The sequence below is a fragment of the Halorubrum salsamenti genome (assembly GCF_007671685.1).
In the GTDB taxonomy this organism is placed as follows: domain Archaea; phylum Halobacteriota; class Halobacteria; order Halobacteriales; family Haloferacaceae; genus Halorubrum; species Halorubrum salsamenti.
The window spans coordinates 39,125-60,399 of sequence record NZ_VCNL01000001.1; the positions used below are offsets into that span (position 1 = coordinate 39,125).

General features: G+C 69.6%; 25 protein-coding genes. 12 read left to right on the top strand and 13 right to left on the bottom strand.

Annotation, left to right across the window (positions count from 1 at the left end; genetic code table 11):
• Nucleotides 1–4 precede the first annotated feature (4 nt).
• Nucleotides 5–868 carry an MBL fold metallo-hydrolase gene (locus FGL94_RS00195; RefSeq protein ID WP_144919797.1) on the top strand — a complete coding sequence of 288 codons (864 nt, stop codon included), beginning with the start codon at nucleotides 5–7 and terminating at the stop codon, nucleotides 866–868.
• Nucleotides 869–881: 13 nt separating this feature from the next.
• Here FGL94_RS00195 and FGL94_RS00200 read toward each other — a convergent pair whose 3' ends face one another.
• On the bottom strand, nucleotides 882–1,502 hold the full coding sequence (locus FGL94_RS00200; RefSeq protein ID WP_144919799.1) for an HAD family hydrolase: 621 nt from the start codon (nucleotides 1,500–1,502) through the stop codon (nucleotides 882–884).
• Nucleotides 1,503–1,607: 105 nt separating this feature from the next.
• A complete protein-coding gene (locus FGL94_RS00205; protein WP_144919801.1) occupies nucleotides 1,608–2,090 on the bottom strand; it encodes a DUF7321 family protein in 483 nt (160 codons plus the stop codon).
• A 141-nt stretch (nucleotides 2,091–2,231) separates the two neighbouring features.
• Between FGL94_RS00205 and FGL94_RS00210 the strand changes: the two genes are divergently transcribed.
• From FGL94_RS00210 to FGL94_RS00240, 7 genes are all read left to right on the top strand, one after another.
• Nucleotides 2,232–3,119, top strand: coding sequence for a DUF7319 domain-containing protein (locus tag FGL94_RS00210; protein ID WP_144919803.1), 888 nt, complete (start codon nucleotides 2,232–2,234; stop codon nucleotides 3,117–3,119).
• A 95-nt stretch (nucleotides 3,120–3,214) separates the two neighbouring features.
• The gene (locus FGL94_RS00215; protein ID WP_144919805.1) at nucleotides 3,215–3,853 is read left to right on the top strand and encodes a halocyanin domain-containing protein; all 639 of its coding nucleotides are present in this window, start codon (nucleotides 3,215–3,217) and stop codon (nucleotides 3,851–3,853) included.
• The gene (locus FGL94_RS00220) at nucleotides 3,850–4,239 is read left to right on the top strand and encodes a DUF7318 family protein (protein ID WP_144919807.1); all 390 of its coding nucleotides are present in this window, start codon (nucleotides 3,850–3,852) and stop codon (nucleotides 4,237–4,239) included. Before FGL94_RS00215 ends, FGL94_RS00220 begins: the two co-directional genes overlap by 4 nt.
• 6 nt (nucleotides 4,240–4,245) lie before the next feature.
• Nucleotides 4,246–5,055 (top strand): cytochrome b, encoded by an 810-nt coding sequence (locus FGL94_RS00225; RefSeq protein ID WP_144919809.1) that lies wholly within the window; start codon nucleotides 4,246–4,248, stop codon nucleotides 5,053–5,055.
• 4 nt (nucleotides 5,056–5,059) lie between these two features.
• Complete coding sequence (locus FGL94_RS00230) at nucleotides 5,060–5,848, top strand: cytochrome b family protein (protein WP_144919811.1); 789 nt, start codon at nucleotides 5,060–5,062, stop codon at nucleotides 5,846–5,848.
• 40 nt (nucleotides 5,849–5,888) lie between these two features.
• Nucleotides 5,889–6,320 carry a DUF7315 family membrane protein gene (locus FGL94_RS00235; protein ID WP_144919813.1) on the top strand — a complete coding sequence of 144 codons (432 nt, stop codon included), beginning with the start codon at nucleotides 5,889–5,891 and terminating at the stop codon, nucleotides 6,318–6,320.
• 4 nt (nucleotides 6,321–6,324) lie between these two features.
• On the top strand, nucleotides 6,325–6,603 hold the full coding sequence (locus FGL94_RS00240; RefSeq protein ID WP_144919815.1) for a DUF7314 family protein: 279 nt from the start codon (nucleotides 6,325–6,327) through the stop codon (nucleotides 6,601–6,603).
• Nucleotides 6,604–7,351: 748 nt separating this feature from the next.
• On the opposite strand, the gene FGL94_RS00245 is transcribed toward FGL94_RS00240, so the two are convergent.
• The 8 genes from FGL94_RS00245 to FGL94_RS00280 form a co-directional block, all read right to left on the bottom strand.
• On the bottom strand, nucleotides 7,352–7,795 hold the full coding sequence (locus FGL94_RS00245; RefSeq protein ID WP_144919817.1) for a DUF7313 family protein: 444 nt from the start codon (nucleotides 7,793–7,795) through the stop codon (nucleotides 7,352–7,354).
• A gap of 14 nt (nucleotides 7,796–7,809) precedes the next feature.
• A complete protein-coding gene (locus tag FGL94_RS00250; RefSeq protein WP_144919818.1) occupies nucleotides 7,810–8,634 on the bottom strand; it encodes an NAD(+)/NADH kinase in 825 nt (274 codons plus the stop codon).
• Nucleotides 8,635–8,688: 54 nt separating this feature from the next.
• Entirely contained in the window at nucleotides 8,689–10,005 is a 1,317-nt protein-coding gene (locus FGL94_RS00255) for a M28 family peptidase (RefSeq protein WP_144919820.1), read from the bottom strand.
• 136 nt (nucleotides 10,006–10,141) lie between these two features.
• Nucleotides 10,142–10,804 (bottom strand): DUF420 domain-containing protein, encoded by a 663-nt coding sequence (locus FGL94_RS00260; protein ID WP_144919822.1) that lies wholly within the window; start codon nucleotides 10,802–10,804, stop codon nucleotides 10,142–10,144.
• Between the two features lie 90 nt (nucleotides 10,805–10,894).
• Nucleotides 10,895–11,947, bottom strand: a complete 1,053-nt coding sequence (locus FGL94_RS00265; protein WP_144919825.1) for an NAD(P)-dependent glycerol-1-phosphate dehydrogenase — start codon at nucleotides 11,945–11,947, stop codon at nucleotides 10,895–10,897.
• A gap of 91 nt (nucleotides 11,948–12,038) precedes the next feature.
• Nucleotides 12,039–12,737, bottom strand: coding sequence for a LysE family translocator (locus FGL94_RS00270; protein ID WP_144919827.1), 699 nt, complete (start codon nucleotides 12,735–12,737; stop codon nucleotides 12,039–12,041).
• A gap of 132 nt (nucleotides 12,738–12,869) precedes the next feature.
• Nucleotides 12,870–13,529 carry a metal-dependent transcriptional regulator gene (locus FGL94_RS00275; RefSeq protein ID WP_144919829.1) on the bottom strand — a complete coding sequence of 220 codons (660 nt, stop codon included), beginning with the start codon at nucleotides 13,527–13,529 and terminating at the stop codon, nucleotides 12,870–12,872.
• A gap of 89 nt (nucleotides 13,530–13,618) precedes the next feature.
• Nucleotides 13,619–14,389 carry a DUF2103 domain-containing protein gene (locus FGL94_RS00280; protein WP_144919831.1) on the bottom strand — a complete coding sequence of 257 codons (771 nt, stop codon included), beginning with the start codon at nucleotides 14,387–14,389 and terminating at the stop codon, nucleotides 13,619–13,621.
• A 90-nt stretch (nucleotides 14,390–14,479) separates the two neighbouring features.
• Between FGL94_RS00280 and FGL94_RS00285 the strand changes: the two genes are divergently transcribed.
• Together FGL94_RS00285 and FGL94_RS00290 are read left to right on the top strand one after the other, a co-directional pair.
• Nucleotides 14,480–15,226, top strand: coding sequence for a hypothetical protein (locus FGL94_RS00285; RefSeq protein WP_186313299.1), 747 nt, complete (start codon nucleotides 14,480–14,482; stop codon nucleotides 15,224–15,226).
• A complete protein-coding gene (locus FGL94_RS00290; protein WP_144919833.1) occupies nucleotides 15,223–15,876 on the top strand; it encodes a hypothetical protein in 654 nt (217 codons plus the stop codon). Before FGL94_RS00285 ends, FGL94_RS00290 begins: the two co-directional genes overlap by 4 nt.
• Here the strand turns inward: FGL94_RS00290 and FGL94_RS00295 are convergent.
• The 3 genes from FGL94_RS00295 to FGL94_RS00305 form a co-directional block, all read right to left on the bottom strand.
• Nucleotides 15,873–17,072: an ArsA family ATPase gene (locus FGL94_RS00295; RefSeq protein WP_144919835.1), complete on the bottom strand. Its 1,200-nt coding sequence runs from the start codon at nucleotides 17,070–17,072 to the stop codon at nucleotides 15,873–15,875. The two genes, FGL94_RS00290 and FGL94_RS00295, sit on opposite strands and share 4 nt — an antisense overlap.
• Nucleotides 17,073–17,580: 508 nt before the next feature.
• Nucleotides 17,581–18,102, bottom strand: a complete 522-nt coding sequence (locus FGL94_RS00300; protein WP_144919837.1) for a PUA domain-containing protein — start codon at nucleotides 18,100–18,102, stop codon at nucleotides 17,581–17,583.
• A gap of 68 nt (nucleotides 18,103–18,170) precedes the next feature.
• A complete protein-coding gene (locus tag FGL94_RS00305) occupies nucleotides 18,171–19,094 on the bottom strand; it encodes an HD domain-containing protein (protein WP_144919839.1) in 924 nt (307 codons plus the stop codon).
• Nucleotides 19,095–19,422: 328 nt separating this feature from the next.
• Here FGL94_RS00305 and dapA point away from each other — a divergent pair, with 328 nt between their 5' ends.
• On the top strand, nucleotides 19,423–20,421 hold the full coding sequence (dapA, locus tag FGL94_RS00310) for a 4-hydroxy-tetrahydrodipicolinate synthase (protein WP_144919841.1): 999 nt from the start codon (nucleotides 19,423–19,425) through the stop codon (nucleotides 20,419–20,421).
• The gene (gene dapB, locus FGL94_RS00315; RefSeq protein ID WP_144919843.1) at nucleotides 20,418–21,224 is read left to right on the top strand and encodes a 4-hydroxy-tetrahydrodipicolinate reductase; all 807 of its coding nucleotides are present in this window, start codon (nucleotides 20,418–20,420) and stop codon (nucleotides 21,222–21,224) included. The genes dapA and dapB overlap by 4 nt, the downstream gene beginning before the upstream one ends.
• Nucleotides 21,225–21,275: the final 51 nt, after the last annotated feature.

The following is a 21,275-nucleotide window of genomic DNA, read 5'->3' on the forward strand; positions in this document are numbered from 1 at the left end:
GCTGATGGCGACGCCGGACCCGGGGCCGTCGGTTACTCGCGTCGAACTTCCGGTCGACACCCGCGCGCCAGGCGGGACGACGAACGCCTACCTCGCGGCCGGCCTCCTCGTCGACCCCGCGGCCCGTATCGAAGCGCTCGACGCCGCGGTCGGCGTCGACGAGTCGGGCGTTGCGGCCTCCTCGTCGACCACCGCGGTCGACGCGATCGCCGTCACCCACACGCACCCCGACCACGTCGGCGCGGTCGCCGAGTACGCCGACCTGACTGGCGCGCCCGTGTTCGCGCACGCGGACCACGTCGACCGGTTCGTTGCAGCGACCGGGATCGAGCCCGACGGGACGTTCCGTGACGGCGACCTCGTCGGCGACACCTCCGTCAGCGCGGTCGAGACGCCCGGGCACGCCTCGGATCACGTCGCGTTCGCGGTGCCCGCGAAGCTCGACGACGGGGGTGAGGACACGACCGGAGAGCTCCTCTGTGGCGACCTCGCGGTCGCCGAGGGAAGCGTCGTCGTCGGCGCTCCCGACGGCGACCTCCGCGAGTACCTGGACAGCCTCGAACGGGTCCGAGAGACGGGGTACGACCGACTCCGTCCGGGACACGGTCCCGCTATCGACGACCCGAAGGCCGTCTGTCAGCGACTGATCGACCACCGGCTGGACCGCGAGCACGCGGTCCTCGATGCGGTTGCGGCCGGGGCCGACGACGTGGGCGCCGTGGTGGACGCCGCCTACGAGAAGGACCTGACCGGCGTCGCGGACCTCGCGCGAGCGACGGTCGTCGCTCACCTCGAGAAACTGGTCGCAGAAAACCGAATTGACGACGGGTGGGCGGAGCGGACCGACGGCGATGCGTCCGCCGAGTAGGCTTTCCGTCGGGCTATGGCTCCGCTTCGAGGTGAGCCGCCAGCTCGTCGAGCGGCGTCTCCGCCACGTCCACGAACCGTCCCCCCACGTCCTCGACGCCGCCGTCCGCCGCCGGGTCGTCGCCGACGTGGACCAGCGACGCGGGCGCGACGCCGAGGGCCTCGGCCGCCGCCTCGAACGCCTTCGGGTGGGGCTTCCGCCAGCCGCAGCCGATGCTCGTCGTGACCGCGTCGAACTCGCCGCGGAGGCCGGCGCGGATCAGCGTCTTGGGAACCAGTTCGGGCACCGCGCAGTTCGAGAGGAGGCCGACCGGCCCCCGGTCGCTCACGTCGCGAACGGCCTCCAGCGCGCCGTCGCGCCGGGTCACGTCCGGGTCGAACGCCGCGACGACGGCGTGCCGGGCGACGTTGTCCGCGGCCTCCACGTCACGGGAGTCGAGCGCGTGCGCCACGTGTGCGGGGAGGGGGACCTCGGCGCCCGTCGGTGCGTCCACGTGTCGCTCGCCGTACGCGACGTGCCAGTCGTCCGGCACCTCGACGCCGCGTGACTCCAGCTCTCGCGCGACGATCTCCGCGGGGTCGGACGGGTACTCGACGTCGACGAGAGTCCCGAACAGGTCGAAGGTGACTGCCACAGTATCGGAACTACGGCGAAAACGGGATTGAACCTGTCGGTCGGCGCGGCCGATGCCGGATTTCGAGGCCGATCGGGTGCCCGGGCGCCCGTCGAGGCGCGTCCGTCAGAACATCGGCGCGATGTGGAGCCCGTAGAGCCGGAAGAGGCCGGTCACCCACGCGCACAGCCAGAGCAGCATGAACCCGGCCACGCCGGCTCGGAGCCGGGCGCGCCAGTGGCCCATGTCCTCGTGGATCTCGTCGATGTCGACGTCGGGGTCCTCGTAGGCGTCCGCGTTGCGCTTCGCCTGCAAGATCCGGGCGATGCCGGTGAGCGCGAACGCCAACAGCGCGTACGCCTGCACCCCGAGGAACGCGTGAATCACGGCGAGCCCGGACAGGTGCATGAAGAGCCGCGGGATCATCCATCCGACGATCGGGACCGTCGTGAGCACGAGCCCGGCGCCGATGTACCGCAGGTGGCGCATGAGGACGGTCCACGTCACGGTCTCGGTGTCGATCATGATCCACGCCCCGTACAGCAGGAACGGGAGGCTCGCCGTCACCGACAGCCCGGCCGCCGCCGCGATAACCGACTCGTCGACCATTACCCGCGGTTGGATCTCCGGCGCGTAAAGCCCCGCGATCCGCGGCCCGTGGCCGCGGTGTCTCCACCCGGATCGCTCCGGTCCGGGTCACACCGCCCGCAGACGAAAACAGTTAGCGTCCGGAGCACGTACTGACGGACAATGGAGGACACCTCGACGGACCCGGATCCGGGGTCGCGGCCGGACCGGTCGCCGGGCGAGTCCGACGGCGACGACGGGTCTCCCGGTGACGACGCGCCTCGCGAGGGTGACGGTGACGCTCCGGACGGTGCGTCCAGTGCGCCCGACGCTCCCGACGGCGCGGACGACGCGTACGACCTCGCCGCGCTCCGTGAACGGGTCGACGAGGAGTACGACTTCGACGACTTCGGTCCCTCGGACATGGCCCGGATGAGCGCCGAAGAGTGGGACGCCGCGTTCGATCCGGAGTCGTGGATCACCGGCGATCGGTTGCTCGATCGCGCTGAAGCGGAGCTGAAGTCCCGGATAGCTCGACGGGACGTGTTCGGCGTGTTGGAGCGCGTCCGAGAGGACGGCGAAGAGCGGATCCTCGTGTACTCCGACGAGGGGTACGCGATCGTCCGGCCGACGGGAGAGGTGACCGGTCAGGGGACCGTGCTCCGCGACATCGAACCCGTCGTCGCGCTGGCGGCGATGGAGTCGCACGACGTGCCCGAACCCCCGGACGACTGGTCGCTTCCGCATCCGGACACGGTCCCGGAGGGCTCTGGCGAATTCGGCAACCTGATGATCCAGGTGATCGCGGTCGTGCAGGTGCTCGCCGGGGCGGCGCTGCTCGTCGCCTCGTTCGTCGCCGACCTGAACACGATCGTCGCGCCGGCGATGGGGATCGTGTTCCTGCTTATCGGTCTGCTGCTCTTCGTCATGGTCGCGAACGCGCGGCTCTCCGATCGGTTCCGCTCGGAGGAGTACCGCGAGCGGCTGCGGGCCCTCCGACAGGCCAAGGAGCGGCCCGACTTCGTCCCGGTCGAAGGCGGGGCCGTGAACGACGACGACCGCGACGAGTGAACCGCCGATATCGCGGGACACAGGCCTTGTAAACCCCTCCGCGTCAACGGGTTCAGTCGGTGGGTTTAAGCGCACCCCGTCCCGAGTGAACCTGTATGAAAAGGCGGGAATTCGTGCGCACGGCCGGCGGTGCGACCGCCGTGGCCGCGGCCGGTGCCGGGGCAACCGGGACGGCCGCCGCACAGGAGGCGGAACCGGACTGGCCGAGCGGTGTCACCGGCGGAAACCTCGGGGAGTACCAGGACGCCCGCGGCGAGAGCGAGGTCACCGTCGAAGTCGGCGCGGGCGACAGCGGCCTCGCGTTCGCCCCGACCCAGTTGTGGGTCGACACCGGCACGACGATCACGTTCGAGTGGACCGGGAACGGCGGCGACCACAACGTCGTGACGGTCGAGGGCGAGGCGTCCCTCGACAGCGGCGACCCCGTCGGCGAGGAAGGATACACCTACGAGTACGAAGTGACCGAGGAGGACGCGGGGATCACTCACTACCATTGCTCGCCCCACGACGCGGTCGGGATGCACGCCGGTATCGCCGTCGGTGAGGACGTCCCCACCGTCGAAACCGGCGGGAACACGGGGTGGCCGGAGAACATCGCCAAAGTCGGCGTCCCGCTGCACGCCCACTGGGTCGGCGTCGCGGCAATACTCGGTATCGCGCTGACCTTCGTGTTCACCTTCTACCTCCTGAAGTACGGCGAGTCGGCCCACACCGGCCATGGGGGGAGACAATGAGCTCCGGGGGCTCCTCGTACGGCGACATCCACCGGTACGAGCCCGCTCGCGAGAGCACCGCCGCCGCGATCGCGATCGTGCTTCTCACGATCATCGAGGTCGTGTTCGTCTCTCTGTTCGTCTACGGGCTCATGTCCGCGTGGGCCTCGACGGAATTCGGGAACATGTTCGCCGGCGCGTTGCTGGCGATGATATTCATCGACCTCGCCTTTATCCTCCTCCTGTACCGCAAGGAGTTCCTGCCCGACGTGATGATCGTAAAGAAGCGCCGCCGCAAGTGGGAGGACCTCTACGTCCGCGAGGAGGAGAAAGACGGCGTCGGGGTCGACACCGGGAACCTGGCCGAGACGCTCAAACGGGCCGTCTACCCGTACTACAAGAAGTAACTGACAATGAGCCTCAAAAAACAAGACGAGATGGACCACAACGCGTGGCTTAAAAATCAGGACCTGACGGTCATCGAGACCGCGTTCCTCACCACGCTCATCTGGCTCGACAAGCGGCTCCGCATCGTCGACTACCTCGAGCTACTGGAGACGATGTACTACCGCGCGAACCTCCAGATGCCGAAGAGCCACACGGAACAGTACGACCTCGACAACAAGTTCTGGTACTGGTACCCCCTGTACTCGCTCGGGTCGCTATCGATCGTCGCGTACCTCGTCGCCGCGGTCTCCGGCGCGCTGCTCGGGTTTTACTACTCCCCGTCGACCGCCGGCGCCGCCGCGCAGGGCGACCCGACGGCCGCGTACGACTCGCTCGTGATGATCATGACGGACGTGCAGTTCGGGTACATGCTCCGCTCCATCCACCGCTGGGCCGCCCAGTTCATGGTGGCGGCGGTGTTCCTCCACATGCTTCGCGTGTACTTCACCGGCTCCTACAAGGAGCCCCGCGAGGTCAACTGGATCCTCGGGATCGTCCTCATCGGACTGACGCTGCTGTTCGGCTTCTCCGGGTACGTGCTCCCGTGGAAACAGCTGTCCTACTGGGCCGCACAGATCGGCGTCGAGATGGCGCTCGCGACGCCCATCGTGGGCGAGTGGGCGGCACAGCTCCTGTTCGGCGGCTTCACGCTCGGACAGGCGACGCTCGTGAGAATGTACATCCTGCACGTCTTCGTGCTGCCGTTCGTGGTGACTGGCCTCATCGCCCTCCACGTCGGCATCGTCTGGGTGCAGGGAATCGCGGAGCCGCACTAATCCAATGACCGACGACGACACCCCCATGACGGACGGAGGTACCGACGACGAAGCGCGCACGGACGGCGGTCCGCCGGCCACCGTACCGCCGGACGACGAGACCCCCACTTGGTCGGATCGCAAAGAGCGCTCGCAGGGGCTCGCACAGCTCACCTACCAGTACTTCGAGCGTTCCCGCCGCGAGGACGAGGACCTCCGCGCCGAGTCGACGTACGTCGAGCGCGACGTGCTCGGCTTCCCGACGTGGCCCCACGAGACGCTCCGGAACCTCGCTATCACGAGCTTCTTCGTCGGGATCATGCTCCTCGTCGCGGCGCTGATGCCGGCGCACTTCGGCGAGCCCGCGAACCCCGGCTCGACGCCGGCGATCATCCTCCCCGACTGGTACCTCTACTGGTCGTTCGGGCTGCTGAAGCTCAATCCGCTCAACCCCGAGCTGGCCGTGCTCGACGGCAACATCGCGATAGGGAACGAGTTCCTCGGGATCATCGCCCACGGGATCATCTTCGGCGTTATCGGGCTCGTGCCGTTCCTCAACAAGGGGAGCGCACGCCGACCCGTCGAGCAGCCGTTCTGGGCCGCCGTCGGCGTGACGGGCGTCATCCTGGCGTTCACGCTCGCGGCGCTCGCGATCCAGAACTTCTTCCCGATCTCGCTCGACCTGCTCATCACGCTCACGTTCATCCTGCCCGTGCTCGGCGGGATCATCACCTACGCGGTGTTGAAGACCATGCGTGAAGGGTACATGTACGACCTGAATCGGCGGTACTACATGTTGCGCCCCCCGAAGTAACCGGCCGACGGACCATCGATTTTGCGGTCACCGTTCACCGATGTCACCACCACCCGACCACGACGACACACAGGCGTTCGACGAGACCGGGGACCCGGTCGCGAAGGACGCCGAAGAGGACCCGCGAAACGAACCGACCGGGCCGCGCGTCGGTCCCGACGGTCGGGAGATCGTCGTTCCGTTTCGGCTGTACAAGGCCGTCACCGTCTTCTCCACGCTCGCCGCCGTGATCGCGTACCTGATCGGCTTCACGCTGATCGACGCCGCGACGCTGCAGATCAGCTTCGTCCGGACGACGATCGTCTACCTGCTCAACAACGCCGGGCTCTACCCGTCCGACGACCTCCTGGTCGCGGTCCTCGCGATCACCGGGATCGGGTTCCTCGTCGCGGGAACGGCGGTGTACGTTCTCGGCACGCGGTTCCGCGGGCAAGGGATGGGAAAGCCTCAAGGCGATTCCAGCGAAACCTGAGATAATGGCAGACGAGTTCATGAAGGGGTTCACCCTGTTCACGCTCGGCGGTCTCGGATGGCTCACCTTCGGCGGCTGGTATCGGACGCCCTCGTACTACGACGTCGTCCAACTCGTTAATCCGGCCGAAGGGGTCAACACGGCCTACGGCGAGATCGGGTTGGTCGTCGGCGACGCGTCGTTCTGGCTGATGATCCTCGGCGCGCTCACGTTCTGGGTGTTCATCCCGCTGAGCCGCCAACTCCGCGACATGATCGGCGGCGACGCCGACGCCGCGAACTGACCGCGACCGTTTCTCCTCGGTTTTTCACCCTCTGCCCCCCGTTTTCCGTCATGGTGTCGACTCCACGGTTCGATCCGTTCGGCCTTCTGTCGACTTCGCCGTGCGTTTGACTCCAGCCCGGAGGTCTCGGTGCCGGATCGAGGAGGCGTTCGGAACTGCGCAGTTTGCACGAGCCGGCCCTGTCGTTCCTCGCCCACCAGTCAGATTCTCGTCCGAAACGGCCGCTCCCTGACCGATTGCGGGAGTGGGTGAATCACTGTGATAGCGTGGTTATTTATAAGTCGAGTTTTGGTGTTTTGTCGGCTATTTATAGGTGATTGACGGCCCTGCGGTGATGCTCTCCAAAGCCCCAGCCGTGAGGCGGGCACATGCTCGCTGCGCTCCTCACTCAGTCGCTATCGCTCCTTCGTTGCGGTGCTTACGTCTCCTGCGCCCGCCTCACGGCTGCCCCTTTGAACCCCACCCAACCGCACAGCCTCACACCTCCCCAGCCTCGCCGCGGCCGCCAAGGCGGCCGCGGGCTCCCTCGCACGCGCTCCTCGCGGCCGCCGAGGGCGGCCACTCGGAGGCGCGCGCCACCGCACCGCATTTATAAGTAGATGCTGCTGGCGCTCACGATAGTTTAAATACTGTATCGTTGTCGTGGTTCTGAAACACCCACTCCCGTTATCGCTCGCCGTTACCGGTGCTTCAGCACTCTCGATCGACCTCGGTCGAAGATGAGCCCGACTCGCCGGATCGCGCTCGTCTACGCGACGACGAACTGGTTCCAGATCCCCGAGACGAGGAAGAACAGCGAGTAGTAGGCGACGAACACCATCAGGAGCAGCGAGGCGGCGATCGAGCTCTTCGGGGCCTCGATCGGCATGTCGTTGCGGGCCTCGACGTTGCGCGCCTCGAGCTCGAACAGGTCGGCGATCAACATCGTGACCGCGATAACCCCGAGGATCGTCCCGCTGACGGGCGCTTCGAGCACGAACAGGAACGTCAGGAGCATCAGCCCGATGTTCGTGAACGCGTGGGGAGTGTACGGATCGACGCTGTCGTTGTCGCTCCCCTGTTCGACGTGGTGCCGGTGCGCGATGTGCCGGGTCGCGAGGTTCGCGACCGCCATCACGAGTATCGCGTACGGCAGCATCGGTCCGACTTCGGACAGCCAGCCGAGCGGAACGAGGAACTGCAGTGGGTCCATACCCACACATCCGGTCACGAGTTATTAGAGTGTTTCCGATCAGCGCGCTCGCGACGCCCCCTCGGCACCGCGAACGCGACCCGATCGACCGCCTCGATCTCGATCGGTCGGTGCGGCTCGACCGCGCTCCGTCGCTCCCCGTCGACCACGAGCGCGATCGGCTCGCCCTCCCGTTCGACGGTGAGCCGAACCCGATCCGCCGCGACCCACGCGTCCGTGCGGGTGCTGAACGGGGCGATCGGCGCGACCGAGAGCCCGCCGTCGGGTTCCACGAGGGGACCCCCGGCGGCGTTCGCGTACCCGTCGCTCCCCAGCGGCGTCGCGACGACGACGCCGTCGGCGCGGACCGACTCGTCTCGACCGCGGGAGAACTCGACCGCGAACTCCGAGATCCGGGCCGGTTCGTCGGTGACGAGGGCCACGTCGAACGCGGCCCTGACCGACGTGACTCCCCCGCCGTCGACGGCGAGGACCGGATGCGTGACGCGCCTGACGGAGTCGTTCGCCTCGGTGCCGTCGAGGAGCCGACGGAGGGCGTCCGCCGCGTCGTCACGGTCGAACGCGAGCCGGCGATCGGCGACCGGGATCACCGTCCCGTCCGGCGCCGCGACGACCGCGTCCCGGATCGCCGCCTCCCCGACCGCCACGAGGAGAGTCGCGTCGCCGTCACCGACCGCCTTCGCCTCGGCGACCGCTCCCGTCTCTGCGTTCGCTCCAGACTCGGCGCTCTGGCGCTCGGGACTCGCGAGCCGTCCCCCGGCGTCTCGGACCGCGTCTCGGAGTTCCGACGCAACCTCGTCGTCGCCGACGACGGCGACGCGGCGTTCCGACGCTTCCATGTCCGGAGATGCGACCGGCGGGAGTGAAAACCCCCCGGTTCGCGGCGCGCGCGGCTAGAACGGCCAGTCGCCGGTGATCTTCATCCCGGTCGCCTTTCCCTCCCGTTCGAGTGCGCTCGCGATCTCGTCGGTCGGCTTCCGCGCGGTCGACACGCCGTCGCCGGCGAGGTCGACGACGAGTTCCGTCAGGAGGATCGCCTGCTCGCGGAGGTTCCGCGACTCCAGCTTGTCGAGCGTGTCCGCGCCGGTGTGGCCCCAGCCGCGGCCGCGCCCCTCCGTCTCCCCGGAGACCATGTAGCCGGGGATCCCGCGCTCGACGAACGGCCAGTGGTCGCTGTGGGGGACCAGCTCTCCGCCGAGCGCGATCGGGTGGTCGAACCGGTCGCTCACGCGCTCGCCGGCCGCCTCCAGCGCGTCGAACCCGTGGTGATCGAGCTTCAGCGTGCGGCCGAACACGTTGCTGTCGACGTTGACGACGGCCTTGACGCGGTCGGGGTCGACGCCCGCGGCGAACCGGGAGGAGCCGACGAGCCCGACCTCCTCGGCGCCGAAGCCGACGAACCGCACTCTGGTGTCGAGTTCGTCCTCCCGGGCCGCGAGGGCGGTGGCGACCTCGACGAGCGTCGCCGTGCCGGCGCCGTTGTCCATCGCGCCCTCCGCGAGGTCGTGGGCGTCGACGTGGCAGGAGACGACGAGGAACTCGTCGGTGTCGGGGCCGAGGTCGGCGACCGCGTTCCCGCTCGTCGCCTCGGCGGTCTCGCAGTCGACGGCGACGGTGAGGTCCTCGCCCTCGCGTCGGCGCGCGAGGCGCGCGCCGGTCTCCTTCGAGACGCCGACGGCCGGGATCTCGCCGATCGGCGCGTCCGCGGTGCCGACGCTCCCGGTCGGGGGCAGCGTCCCCTCGACGTGGTTCGCGAAGACGAACGCCGCGGCGCCGGCGTCGACGGCGTGGTAGTACTTCTCGCGGCGGTGGACGAACCGGTCGACGGAGTCTGGGGTGTCCGACGAGACCATTACGACCGTCCCCGTCAGGTCCTCCTCGAAGTCCTCGGGGACGCCGTACCCCAGATCGACGAACTCGCCGGTCGCCTCGCCGCTCGGGCTCCGCGGGAGCGCGACGCAGGCGTTTTGGCCGCTCGCGAGGATCTCGTCGCCGCGTCGGACCTCGCTGTCGCCGCGCTCCCAGCCCTGAATCTCGAACTCCTCGATCCGCGCGTTTCGCGCGCCGGCGTCGGTCAGCGCGTCGCGTGTCAGTTCGAGCCCGGCGCGCTCGCCGTCGGAGCCGGCCATGCGGTGGCCGACGCCGACGAGTGATTCGAGGTGGTCCCAGCCGGCGTCGCTCGTGAAGGCGTCGCCGATCCAGTCGGTCATGCGTGTGGGTGATCGTGGCGCGGCTCAAGCGTTTCGATGGCGGCTGACGGGGGCGGATTCGGTGGGGCGACGGGGTGGGGCACCGGTCGGGATTGGGGTGGGGAACCGGTCTGGATCCGCGGTGAGAGGGACGCGTCTAAGCGACGGGAATCGTCGGAATGAGCGCCGTCGCGGCCTCGGCGGCCGCGAACGTCGAGTCGTACGCGTGGTTCAACATGAGGTAGGTGACGACGCCGAGCACGAGCGAGAGGAGCCACGCGCTCGCGGCGATCCGGCCGACCCGGCGGTGCGGGGTCTCGTTCCGGAGCTCCGCCTCCGAGTGCGTGAGCCCGAGGACGACGGCGTAGAGGACGACGGGCACGGCGACGACGGAGAGAATGATGTGGATCGCGAGCATGATCAGGTACGCGTAGTAGACCCAGTCCCACAGGGGAACCCACGCGTACGCCGAATCGAGGACGAACTCCCGCGTTCCGCCGCCGGCGACCTTCGGGAGGTAGAGCCCGAGGAACACGAGGATGAGGCCGAAAGAGGTCGTCATCGCCGCGGCGTGCTTCTTCACCTCGCCGTTGCGGATCCAGTACCACCCGAGCGAGAGCGTGGCGATCGTGACGGTGTTGACGGCGGCGATGGCGTGTGCGAAGAGATCGACGGTGCTCCGCGTCAGATCGGGGAACAGCGCCTGAAACTGCGGGACGAGGAACACGCCGCCGACCGCGCCGTAGCCGACGACGGTGAGGAGCACGGTGACTGCGCCGGCCCGGTCCTTGGCCCGGTCGCGAACGCTAACGGTGGACATATCGGGAGGTGGGCACGGAGCGATAAGTCGGCTTCGGGTACTCCCGACGGCCGGGACGATCCTCCGGACGGCCGGGGCGATCCCCCCGGTCTACCGATCGATGACGCCCGTCGCGGTCGCGACCTCGACCGCGGCCGCCTCGTTGATCCCGCCCTGCAGGATCGTGTACCGGTCGCGGATCTCGTGGGCGCTGGTGAGGGCGGCGATCAGCTCGGCGTCGTCGAGCCCGAGTTCGGCGGCGGTCGTCGGAGCGTCGAGCTCGGCGAGCGCGTCGCGGATCGCGGTCCACTCCCCGTTTTCGCCGCTGTGGAGGTACTCGGTCATGATCGAGGCGACGCCGACCTGGTGGCCGTGGAGCGCCCGCCCCGGCGCGGTCCGGTCGAGCTGGTGGGAGATGAGGTGCTCCGCGCCGGATGCGGGCCGCGAGGAGCCCGCGATCGACATCGCGACGCCGGAGGAGACGAGCGCCTTCACGACGACCCACGCCGACTCCTCTAACCCGGGCCGGATCATGTCGGCGTTCTCGACGAGCAGCTCCGCGGTCATCTCCGAGAGCGCGCCCGCGTACTCGCTGTACTCGACGTTGCGAAGCCGGCGCGCGAGCCGCCAGTCCTTCACCGCGGTGTAGTTCGAGATGATGTCCGCACAGCCCGCGGTGGTGAGCCGCCACGGGGCCTCCGCGATCAGCGTCGTGTCCGCGACGACCGCGAGCGGCGGGTCGGCCGCGACCGAGTGGCGCGTGTCGCCCTCGGGGATCGAGGAGCGCCCCGAGACGATCCCGTCGTGGGACGCGACCGTGGGGACGGAGACGAAGCCGACGCCGAGGTGGTCGGCGGCCATCTTCGCGATGTCGATCGGCTTCCCGCCGCCGAGGGCGATCAGGTAGCCGGGGTCGACCGCCTCCGCGGTCTCGGTGAGTTCCTCGACCGCCTCGAAGGAGGCCTCCTCGACGACGGCGGTCGCGGGGTCGTCGAACTGCGCGCGTACCCGGTCGCCGGCGATGTCGTTCGGCGTCGGGCTCGTCACGATCAGCGGCCGCCCCGTGAGGTACAGCTCGCCGACCGCTTCCCCGAGGTCGTCGAGGACGCCGTGGCCCACGAGCACGTTGCGCGGGAGCTTGATCCACGTGGTCTTCTCGAACATATCGGGCGGTCGAGCCGGCGGGTGAAAGCCGTTGTCCATGCGGATCGTCGGCGCCGGTCCGGCCATTCGAGCGGTTTCGGCCCTCGGGGGCTCAGATCCCGAGCACCGCCAGCGTCGTCGCCGCGTCGTAGAGGAAGTAGACGCCGAACCCGGCGAGCACGATCGCGGAGCCGACCGCGACGATCGGCGCGAACGTCTCGATCCGGCGCTCGGCGGCGATGAGTCCGGTCGGGAACCCCACGATCCACGTCAGCACGCCGAGGAAGAACCCGCCGATGAGCGCCGGGGAGCCGGTAGCGACCACGAGCGTGCCGGCGAGGTCCTCGCCGACGACGGGCAGCCTGGCGAGCACGTCGAGCTCGCCGGGTCGGAGGAGCCCGACCCCGATCGTCAGCCAGAACAGCACTTGGTACGGGTTCGTCAGGGCGAGCACCAGCGCCTTTCGGAACCCCTTCCCCTCCTCGACGACGGGCTCGTCGCCGGAGGTGGGACGGAACGACGCCCGCGCGCCCCGCGCCGCGCCGACGGCGAAGTACAGCATCAGGACGCCGCCGACCGCGACCATGGCGCCCTGCAACAGCGGGAACGACTCCACGACCGCGACGACGCCGACGTACGCGAGGACGAAGAAGATCGCGTCGGCGGTCGCGGCGCCGAGGCCGGCGCGGAAGCCGGCGAGGCGACCGCGGAGCACCGACTCCTCGGCGATCACGGCGTTCATCGGTCCGGGCGGAGCCGCGAGCGCCAGCCCGAAGACGACGCCGGCGCCGAGCGTTACGAGTAGACTCACACCGTTCGAGAGGGTCGTTTTCGTGAAAAGCCTCGCGAACGAAACGTGGTGGTCACGGGCGAAGAATACGCACCGATGTACGAGTGTGGGCGGTGGAGGTCGGCGTTGCGTTCGGTCGGGACCCGGGCCGGATCACTCGCCGTCCTCGACCCGGATCGAGCGGGCGATCTCGGCCGGGAGGCTCTGCTCGCCCGTGGGCGTCGTCACGGTCACCATTCCGAAGGGAGCGACGTCGACGACTTCGATCTCGGTGCCCGGCGTGATCCCGGCGTCGGAGAGGTACGCCAGTTCGTCCTCGTCGCGGTCGGAGACGCGGGTGACGACCACGCGGTCGCCCTCCTCACGGTCCGCGAGGCGCGCGCCGCTCCCCTCGTCGACCGGTTCGAGGTCCGCGCTCGGGATCGGGTCGCCGTGGGGGTCGACGACGGGGTCGCCGAGCGCCTCCGCCACGCGCCGCTCGAACGCCTCGGAGATGTGGTGTTCCAGGGCGTCGGCCTCCTCGTGGACCTCGCTCCAGTCGTAGTCGAGCCGCTCGGCGAGGAACGCCTCCAGCAGCCGGTGGTGACGGACGACCTCCAAGGCGACCGCCTCGCCCTCGGCCGTCAGCTCCGCGCCGCGGTACGGCTCGCGCTCGACGAGCCCGCGCTCCTCCAGCTTGCCCAGCATGTCGGTGACCGACGGCGAGGTCTTGTCGAGATACTCCGCGATCGCCGACGTGGAGACGGGGGGCCCCTGCTCGGACTGGAGGACGTAGATCGCCTTCAGGTAATCCTCCATCACGTCGCTCAGCATTTATAAGCGATCGCGCGCGACGGCGGAAATACCTACCGGGAGTCGCCGCGGACGGTCGGCTGCGGGAACCGTTCCGCGACCCCGACCCGTCAGTCTTGCAGTTCCGCGTCCCGAAGCGCCTCGTTGAGGTCCTCGCGGACGCGCTCGCCGGTCTCGCGGTCCATCGCGGTGGTGACGATCCGGTTCTCCTGTACGCTGGAGCCGTCCCGCAGGAGGAGCCGGACGTTCCCGTTGGTCCCGGCCCGCGTCGCCTTCGCGCGCAGCCCCGTCCGGGAGCCGGTGCCGCCGGCGTCGATCGGACCGGGAACGATCTTCTTGACGTGGGGGTGTTGCGCGACCGTGCTGACCGCCGTCCGGCCCTTGCGGTCGCCGATGAGCGTCGAGTGCGACCCGCCGATCTTCTCGCGCGGCGGCGTCTCGACGACCTCCAGCGCGCGGTCGCCGCGGCGGTCGAGCACCCACGAGACGACCGGGCTCTCGCGGTCGCGCTCCCGATCGCCGGCGGGCCCCTCGTCGACGCCCGCGTCGGGGACGCGGTAGAACTCGTGGTGGACCTGCGCCCGCGTCTCGCGGAGCGGCTCTCGGACGCCGGCGGCGTAGACGGTGTCGGGCCGCTTCCGGCGGATCTCGTCGGCGACGCGCCCGGCGAAGTTGCGGAGCTGGATCTCGGTCAGCTGCTCGTCGCTCTCGGGGCGAGTGGTCACGGTCGTCTCGCCGACCACCTCGTCCTCGTCGAGCATCGTGAGGCGGGCGCGATCCGTCGAAAACTCGACGACGACGGCGTCAGCGTTAGCGGTGTTACAGGTGAGACAGTAGTCCCCGGGCTTACGGAGCGGGGTTCCACACCGCCGGCAGTTCATAGCGAAGGGAGGGACGTGACGGGTAAAAGCGCGTTCGTTCGCCGTGTCGCGGAGACAACCCCTATAGTGGGGGCCGGCCTGAAGAAGAGTATGAACAGCGACCGATCCGCGGCGGACGCCCCGGACGGCGATTCCGAGGGCGAGGTCGACGGGGGCGGTCCGGCCGACTCCGATTCGGTCGATCCCGAACCGTCTGACACCGATCCGGTCGATCCCGAACCGGGTATTCCGGGCGGCGGCGTTATTGAGGACCGGGTGGCGCGGCTGTTCCGCAACGGGCGGACGAACGCGGTGATCGCGTGGGCGATGATAGCGGTGCTCGGGGGGGTGTTCGTCGAGAGCCTGCTCGGGTTCGACCTCCTCCCGATGGTCCTCGTCGCCGCCATCACTGCCGTCGTGGTCGCGCCGGCGGTCTCGGCGCGGGACCCGCAGGTGATGCTCCCGTGGGAGGTGCTCGGACTCGCGCTGTTGCCGGTGCTGGTTCGCGCGCTCCTCGGCGGCGAACTCGGGACGTTCGCGACGTACCTCTCGATCGCCGCGTTCGCGCTGATCCTCACCGTCGAGCTCCACATGTTCACCTCGCTACGGGTCACCCACTGGTTCGCGGTGCTTTTCGTCGTGTTGACGACGATGGCGACGGCGGCCGCGTGGACGGTGCTCCGGTGGAACGCCGACCGACTGCTCGACACCAACTTCCTGACGACGAACGAGGCGCTGATGATCGAATGGATCTACGTGACGCTGGCCGGGCTCGTCGCCGGCGTCCTCTTCGACGCGTACTTCCGGCGACGCGGGGCGCAGCTCCGCAGCGCGATAGGGTGGGTGGTTCACCGATGAGCGTCCGCGGGGCCCTCCGCACTCGGCCGTCGCTGCGGACACAGCGCCGGCTCACGAGGACGATGCAGATCCTGCTCGCCGCCATCGTCGTCTACGGCGCGGCGTTCGGCCAGCCGAAGGCGATCACCAACGGCGGGCTCGGCCTGTTCGTCACGTTCGTGCCGGCGCTGCTCGAACGCAACTACGACATCCCGCTCGACCCCTGGCTCGGCGTGTGGATCACGTCGGCGGTGTTCCTCCACACGCTGGGGTCGGCGTGGTTCTACGCGCAGATCCCGTGGTGGGACCACCTCACGCACGCGCTGTCGGCCTCGCTGGTCGCCGGCGCGGGGTACACGACGCTGCGCGCGGTCGACCTCCACAGCGACGAGATCCGGATTCCGCCCCGCTTCGCGTTCGTGTTCATCTTCGTGGTGGTGCTCGCGTTCGGCGTCGTCTGGGAGCTGTTCGAGTTCGGGCTCGACATCCTCGCCGACGAGACGGGGATCTCGATGCCGCTCGCTCAGTTCGGACTCGACGACACCGTGGCCGACCTGATGTACAACTCCGTGGGAGCGCTGGTCGTCGCGACGTTCGGACAGGCGCACCTCACGGGGGTCGCGGAGCGGGTCCGAGAGGGGTTATTCGGCCCGTCGGAGGACAAGCCCTAGCGCAGACACGCGGCCACGACCCGCAGCGCGGCTTCCCCGCGAACCTCCTTCGCGAGCAGCGGCACTCGCTTCACGTCGCGCCCGCGGAACAGGTCCGTCGCCCGGCGCAGCGCCGCCTGCTGGACCTCCCATCGGCGCGCGCAGAACTCGCAGGTGTCCGGGTTCGGCTCGACGATCCACTCGGGGTCGATCGCGGTCCCGCTCCCGTCGGTCACGTCGCCGACGCCCTCCATCACCCGGTTGACGACCAGCGTGTTCACCGGAATGCCGAACTCGTCGAGCCGCGCGACGAGCCGTTCCGACTCGGTGACGCTCATCTCCTCGGGGATCGTCACCACGCGGAAGTCGGTCTTCGCGGGGTCCCGCAGCACGCTCCGGAGGCGCTCGACCCGCTCGCGGAGCTCGTCGAGGTCGGCGGAGGGGTCGGGGTCGTCGCCCCCGCCGCCGAACATCCCTTTGATCCCGTCCATCATCCCGGAGAAGCGGTTTCGGAGCTTCATCACCCGGCCGATCATCGAGTCCATGATCTCGGGCAGTTGGAGGAGCCGGAGGGTGTGGCCCGTCGGCGCGGTGTCGACGACGACGCGGTCGAACCGGGGGTCGTCGAGGTACTCCAGCAGCTGGCGCATCGCGGCCGCCTCGTCGGCGCCGGGCATCGTGCCGCCGAGGAGGGAGTCGAGGCCGGCGTCGGCGTCCTCGTCGCCAGCGGGACCGTCCGCGTCGCCCGCACCGCCCATCATCCCGCCCATCGCGTCCCCCATTTCGCCCATTCCGCCGAGAGGGTCGCCGTCGGCGCCGAACATCCCCTCCTCCATCGCGTCGTCGGGGTCGATCTCGGCGGCGTACAGCGGGATCTCCTCGCGGATCCGCGACGGCTCGGCCGGGATCTCCGTCTCGTAGGTGTCGGAGAGGGAGTGGGCCGGGTCGGTGGAGACCACCAAGGTGTTGACCCCGCCAGCCGCCGAGGCGAGCCCGGTCGCGGCCGCCATCGTGGTCTTCCCGACCCCGCCCTTTCCGCCGTAGAGGACGTAGTCCGGGGCGTCGACGCCGACCGGGAGGTCCGTGGCGGCGTCCGTCTCGGTCGGGAGGTCGGCGTCGTCGGGTGCGGGGTCGGCGTCGGCGCTCCCGTCGCTCCCGTCTCCCTCGCTCTCCGGCTCCTCGACGCGATCCACCGGCTCGACGTCGATATCGTCCATACCCGGTCGTGGGCGCGGCCCGCTTGTGTACCCGTCGGTCCCGATATGTTGGCGTGTCATGAGTGATTGGGCGATTCGGTGATTCGAGAGCGCGAGTGGCTACCGTCGATCGCTTATAAACCGTTGCCAGTAACTCTGCGGTGAAGACCTCTAAAGCCCCAGCCGAGAGGCGGGCGCACGCTCGCTGCGCTCCTCAGTCGCTCACTGCGTTCGCTCCTTGCGGTGTCGCCGGCGGCTTCGCCGCCGGCTTTCCGTGGCGCGTAGCGCCACGCTACTTACGTCGCCTGCGCCCGCCTCTCGGCTGCCCCTTTGAGTCCCACCCCGAACCGCCCAGCACCGCAGCCTCACACCTCCCCAGCCTCGCGCCTCGCTCGGGGCTCCCTCCGGTCGCCCGCGTCGCTCACCGCGTCCCTCGCGCGACGCTCCTCACGCCCTTATCAGGGCGCTCGGAGGCGCACGCCACCGCACACGGGTCCTGAAAAGTCGTCTTAAAAATCGTGAGTGTGCGCTACTCGTCGACCTCGTCCCCGTCGCCCCCGGCCCCGTTCCGCACCTTCACGGCGACTCCGCTCTCGAAGGCCTCGGCCTCAGACCCGGAGAGTTCGGCCCGCCCGACCGCGAACAGCGCGTCGCCCTCGTCGACCACGAGCACCTCGTCGCCGGGGCGGATCCCGTCGTCGGCCGCGGTCACGAACTTCGCGAAGGCGTTGCGCCCCTCGCGGACGAACGGCTCGCTCTCCTCGCCGACGACCATCCGGTGGCGCGGGGCCGTGAACGCCTCGCGGAGCCGGTTTCCGCCGGCGATCCCGAGAGTGAACCGCCCGTCAGTGCCGTACGAGACGAGCCGATCGCCCTCCGGGCTGCCGGGGTCGTCGTCCACGTCGCCGACGATCACCTGTCGGGGGCGGCCGCCGCTCGACCGCCTGAGGGTCAGCGTCTCGTCAGGGGGGAACAGCGCGTCGCCCGCGCCCGCGCCGAACTGGTAGTCGGCGCCGGTCCGCAGGTCCGCGAGGGCCGCTGCGTCGCTCATACCTCGGCTACCGCGGCCACCCGCAAAGCCGTTGCGACACGGGACGCGGACGGAGTGGCAGGGGCGGGCTACAGCTCGATCCGGTCGACGATCGACCCGTTGCCGTCGTCGTCGCGGTGGGTGTTGATCGCGATCGTCCGGATCTGGTCTTCCAGCAGCGACCCCTCGATCTTCGCTTTGAGCAGCGAGTCGACCTGGTAGACGCCGGCCGCGTTGTTCATCCGGATCACGACCTGCGCCGGGGTCTCGTCCCCCTCGCGCAGGGAGACGCGCTCGATCGCCTGCGAGGAGACCGTGTTGATCCCGCGCCCGCCCTCCTCGTAGGGGACCCGCGAGCGCCCGCGCTCCATGTCGAGACCGTCGGCGATCCGGACCACGCCGGCCTCGCGGGTCAGCGGCTGCTCCTCGGTGTGGTGACAGAGGATGGCGTGGAGCACCTCGGCCTTGATCCGGACTTGGTCCGGAACGTCGTAGAAGGAGGGGAGGAAGTCGTCGAGGAAGTCGGCCGCGAGCGGGATCGAGTAGTACGGGTGGTCGTGGCGGTGGACGACGTGGCCGATGTCGTGGAGCGTGGCCGCGAGCGCGATGATCACCGGCTCGTCGGCCTCGTCGAGCCCCTGCTGGCGGGCGCCGTTGAACTCGACGCCGCCGGCCTTCAGCAGGTCGTACAGCCGGAGCGCGCGGTCGCGGACGATCTCGACGTGTTTTGCGCCGTGGTCGTTGTACCCCTTCCGGTCGACCGGGTTGACGTTCTGCGCCTCCAGGTACGCCGTGATCTCCGGGTTCGACTCGATCCGGTCGAGCATCTCGTTGAGCCGGTCGTCGGGGAAGGCGTGCTCCCCGTCGGAATGGTACTCGTGGCGATCGGCGTCGGGATTGTCGTCGGGATCGACGCCGATATCGGCGTCGTCGAGGGCGTCGGCCGGGTCGGACTCAGCGTCGACCGAATCGGATCCGGCGGAGTCGCTATCGGCGTCGGAGGAGTCGGTCATGAGATCGTTTCAAACGCGGCGAGTTGTTAAAAGGATGTTCGTGGCTGATCGGCCGGACCGGCAGTTTCGACCCGAGGCACAACCTATAAGCGAGCCAAAGCCGCATACTGGGGTGTGACCCGACCCGCGTCCGAACGCGGCTCGCCGACGCCGACAGCGACGCGGCTCTTCTCGAAAAAACGCGCGTGAACCGTCCGCCGGCGGGAGTGGCGACCCCGTCCCGGACGACCCCCGACCCGCGCGAGCGACTGATTCGACGACTACCGACGATCCGCGGCCGGCTCTGGCCGACACCGCGGCTGACCGCGACACACCCACGACCCACACCATGACGGACACCACGACCACGACACCCTACGCGACGCAGGACGCGATGGACCGAGAGACGACCGACGAGCCCTTCGAGGGCGTCTACCCGGCGATGACGACGCCCTTTACCGACGACAACGAGGTCGATCACGAGCGGCTCGCCGACAACGCCCAATACCTCGAACGCGCCGGCGTCGACGGAGTCGTCCCCGTCGGCTCCACCGGCGAGTCGGCGACGATGAGCCACGACGAACATGTCGAGGTGATCGAGACGGTCCGCGACGCCGTCGAGGACGTGCCGGTGATCGCCGGCACCGGCTCGAACAACACCGCCGAGGCGCTCTCGCTGTCCCGGCGCGCCGCCGACGCGGGCGCCGACGGCCTCCTGCTCATCTCACCGTACTACAACAAGCCCGAGCCGCAGGGGTTCCTGAACCATTACCGGACGATCGCCGACGAGGTCGACCTCCCGCAGATCGTCTACAACGTCCCGAGCCGGACGGGCCAGTCGATCCCCGTCGACGTGACCGTCGAGCTCGCCCAACACCCGAACATCCAGGGGTACAAGGCCGCTTCCGGCGACCTGAACCTCATCAGCGAGGTGATCGAGCGCACCCGCGACGAGGAGTTCTCGGTGGTCTCCGGCGACGACGGGCTCACCCTCCCCGTACTCTCGATCGGCGGCACCGGCACCATCAGCGTCGTCGCCAACGTCGAGCCGGAGCGCTCCTGCGCGATGGTCGGCGCCGCGCTCTCGGGCGACTACGACCGCGCGCGGGCGCTCCACCACGAGCTCTCGCCGCTCGTCCGCGAGCTGTTCGCCGAGACGAACCCGATCCCGGTGAAGGAGGCGATGCACATCCGCGGACGCGGCGGCCCTCGTGTGCGCTCGCCGCTCAGCCGGCTCTCCGAGGACCGGCGCGAGATACTGCGCGAGCTGCTCGCCGAGTACGACGAGGGCGCGCCCGGCGCCGTCGATCCGGAGGCCGTCGAGCCCGCGACGGGGGACGCCGAATGAGCGGCGACGCCGGCGCCGACCTCCGACTCGCCGTCACCGGCGCCGGCGGTCGGATGGGGCGAGAGGTGATCGAGGCCGCCGCCGACCGCGACGGCGTCGCCGTCGCCGTCGCGGTCAACCGCACCCCGACCGACCCCGTGGCGGGCGTCGCGGTCGAGGACGCCGACCGGCTCGACGAGCTGCTCGCGGCCGCGGGGCCGGACGCGCTCGTCGACTTCACCGGCCCCGAGTCGGCGGTCGCGTACGCCGAAACCTGCGTCGACGCCGGCGTACCGATGGTCACCGGGACGACCGGGTTCGCGGACGCGCAGCTCGACGGTCTCCGGGCCGCGAGCGACTCGGTCCCGGTCCTCAAGGCGTCGAACTTCGCGCGCGGCGTCGCCGCGCTCCGGCGCGCGGTCCGGGAGGCCGCGGCCGCGCTCCCCGGCTACGACGTGGAGCTGACGGAGACGCACCACAACGCCAAGCGGGACGCCCCCTCGGGCACCGCGAAGTCGATCCTCGGCGACGTGGAGTCGGTCCGAGACGACCTCGACCGGCGCGTCCACGGCCGCGAGGGCGACGCGCCGCGTGAAGCGGGCGAGATCGGCGTCCACGCCCGGCGCGCGGGCGACGTGACCGGCGAGCACGAGGTGCTGTTCGCCGGCAACCGCGAGTCGATCGAGCTCACCCACCGCGCCGGCGACCGCGGCGTGTTCGCCGAGGGCGCGCTCGACGCCGCCGACTGGCTCGCCGGTCGCGACCACGGCTGGTACGGGTTCGACGACGTGCTGGACGCGGGCGGCGGAGACGCTGGTGAATAACTACCGGACATACGCACATCGACGAATAAATACCGACACTCATCCATACAC

Excerpts from the sequence above, each read along its gene's own strand:
- FGL94_RS00260 (WP_144919822.1), bottom strand. The coding sequence starts at position 10,804 with ATGTCCACCGTTAGCGTTCGCGACCGGGCCAAGGACCGGGCCGGCGCA.
- FGL94_RS00205 (WP_144919801.1), bottom strand. The coding sequence starts at position 2,090 with ATGGTCGACGAGTCGGTTATCGCGGCGGCGGCCGGGCTGTCGGTGACG.
- FGL94_RS00255 (WP_144919820.1), bottom strand. The coding sequence starts at position 10,005 with ATGACCGACTGGATCGGCGACGCCTTCACGAGCGACGCCGGCTGGGAC.
- FGL94_RS00250 (WP_144919818.1), bottom strand. The coding sequence starts at position 8,634 with ATGGAAGCGTCGGAACGCCGCGTCGCCGTCGTCGGCGACGACGAGGTT.
- FGL94_RS00210 (WP_144919803.1), top strand. The coding sequence starts at position 2,232 with ATGGAGGACACCTCGACGGACCCGGATCCGGGGTCGCGGCCGGACCGG.
- FGL94_RS00295 (WP_144919835.1), bottom strand. The coding sequence starts at position 17,072 with ATGGACGATATCGACGTCGAGCCGGTGGATCGCGTCGAGGAGCCGGAG.
- FGL94_RS00220 (WP_144919807.1), top strand. The coding sequence starts at position 3,850 with ATGAGCTCCGGGGGCTCCTCGTACGGCGACATCCACCGGTACGAGCCC.
- FGL94_RS00230 (WP_144919811.1), top strand. The coding sequence starts at position 5,060 with ATGACCGACGACGACACCCCCATGACGGACGGAGGTACCGACGACGAA.
- FGL94_RS00240 (WP_144919815.1), top strand. The coding sequence starts at position 6,325 with ATGGCAGACGAGTTCATGAAGGGGTTCACCCTGTTCACGCTCGGCGGT.
- FGL94_RS00280 (WP_144919831.1), bottom strand. The coding sequence starts at position 14,389 with ATGAACTGCCGGCGGTGTGGAACCCCGCTCCGTAAGCCCGGGGACTAC.
- FGL94_RS00275 (WP_144919829.1), bottom strand. The coding sequence starts at position 13,529 with ATGCTGAGCGACGTGATGGAGGATTACCTGAAGGCGATCTACGTCCTC.
- FGL94_RS00215 (WP_144919805.1), top strand. The coding sequence starts at position 3,215 with ATGAAAAGGCGGGAATTCGTGCGCACGGCCGGCGGTGCGACCGCCGTG.
- dapB (WP_144919843.1), top strand. The coding sequence starts at position 20,418 with ATGAGCGGCGACGCCGGCGCCGACCTCCGACTCGCCGTCACCGGCGCC.
- dapA (WP_144919841.1), top strand. The coding sequence starts at position 19,423 with ATGACGGACACCACGACCACGACACCCTACGCGACGCAGGACGCGATG.
- FGL94_RS00235 (WP_144919813.1), top strand. The coding sequence starts at position 5,889 with ATGTCACCACCACCCGACCACGACGACACACAGGCGTTCGACGAGACC.
- FGL94_RS00225 (WP_144919809.1), top strand. The coding sequence starts at position 4,246 with ATGAGCCTCAAAAAACAAGACGAGATGGACCACAACGCGTGGCTTAAA.
- FGL94_RS00245 (WP_144919817.1), bottom strand. The coding sequence starts at position 7,795 with ATGGACCCACTGCAGTTCCTCGTTCCGCTCGGCTGGCTGTCCGAAGTC.
- FGL94_RS00265 (WP_144919825.1), bottom strand. The coding sequence starts at position 11,947 with ATGTTCGAGAAGACCACGTGGATCAAGCTCCCGCGCAACGTGCTCGTG.
- FGL94_RS00290 (WP_144919833.1), top strand. The coding sequence starts at position 15,223 with ATGAGCGTCCGCGGGGCCCTCCGCACTCGGCCGTCGCTGCGGACACAG.
- FGL94_RS00285 (WP_186313299.1), top strand. The coding sequence starts at position 14,480 with ATGAACAGCGACCGATCCGCGGCGGACGCCCCGGACGGCGATTCCGAG.
- FGL94_RS00300 (WP_144919837.1), bottom strand. The coding sequence starts at position 18,102 with ATGAGCGACGCAGCGGCCCTCGCGGACCTGCGGACCGGCGCCGACTAC.
- FGL94_RS00305 (WP_144919839.1), bottom strand. The coding sequence starts at position 19,094 with ATGACCGACTCCTCCGACGCCGATAGCGACTCCGCCGGATCCGATTCG.
- FGL94_RS00195 (WP_144919797.1), top strand. The coding sequence starts at position 5 with ATGGCGACGCCGGACCCGGGGCCGTCGGTTACTCGCGTCGAACTTCCG.